Origin of the sequence: Rhodococcus sp. YH3-3, from assembly GCF_001653035.1 — a bacterium.
Classification (GTDB): domain Bacteria; phylum Actinomycetota; class Actinomycetes; order Mycobacteriales; family Mycobacteriaceae; genus Rhodococcus_F; species Rhodococcus_F qingshengii.
The window spans coordinates 1-927 of the sequence record NZ_BCWH01000031.1 but is presented as its reverse complement, the minus strand read 5'-3'; the positions used below and the strand labels follow the sequence as shown (position 1 = coordinate 927).

Annotated in this window: 1 protein-coding gene; it reads left to right on the top strand. The window is 61.7% G+C overall.

The genetic code is table 11. The features are described from left to right. Positions 1-90 precede the first annotated feature (90 nt). Positions 91-897, top strand: coding sequence for an enoyl-CoA hydratase-related protein (locus YH3_RS34680; protein ID WP_042446807.1), 807 nt, complete (start codon positions 91-93; stop codon positions 895-897). The last annotated feature ends 30 nt before the right edge of the window (positions 898-927 follow it).

Here is a 927-nt window from a genome sequence, read left to right as displayed (position 1 = left end):
CTCTTGAAAACGATCGTTATCACCGCTACATTCAGTCATACGGTCGGACCAAACCCGACGAACGCGCCCACGGAAGGACCACCAGGTCACATGAACGACTTCAGCAGCGACTTCACCGACGTCACCTACAAAGTAGACAACGGCCTCGCCTGGATCACCATCAACCGACCCGACCGCTACAACGCATTCCGCGCCCGCACCGTCGACGAACTCGTCAAAGCCTTCAAACACGCCTGGGGCAGCAACGACGTCGGCGCCATCGCCCTCACCGGCGCCGGAAACAAAGCCTTCTGCGCCGGCGGCGACCAAAAACAACGCATGGAAACCGGCGACTACGGCCCCTCCGACAGCGGACTCTTCGAAGTCGAAGCCCTCCACCGCGTCATCCGCGACGTCACCAAACCCGTCATCGCCGCCGTCAACGGCGTCGCCGTCGGCGGCGGACACGTCCTCCACCTCCTCTGCGACCTCACCATCACCACCGAAGACGCCATCTTCGGCCAAAACGGACCCCGCGTCGGATCCTTCGACGCCGGACTAGGAACCGGATACCTCGCCCGCACCATCGGCGAAAAACGCGCCCGCGAAATCTGGTTCCTCTGCCGCCGCTACACCGCCCAACAAGCCCTCGACTGGGGCCTGGTCAACAAAATCGTCCCCGCCGACCAACTCACCACCGAAGTCCGCACCTGGGCCGACGAAATCCTCCAACTCTCCCCCACCACCCTCAAAATCCTCAAACAATCCCTCAACGCCGACACCGAACACTTCATCGCCCAAGGCGCCATGGCCATCTCCACCCTCAAAATCTTCGGCGAATCCGACGAAGCCAAAGAAGGCATCACCGCCTTCAACGAAAAACGCACACCCGACTTCAGCAAATACCGCGGCAACTAAACCCACACCCGACGGCCGGTGGCGACGACG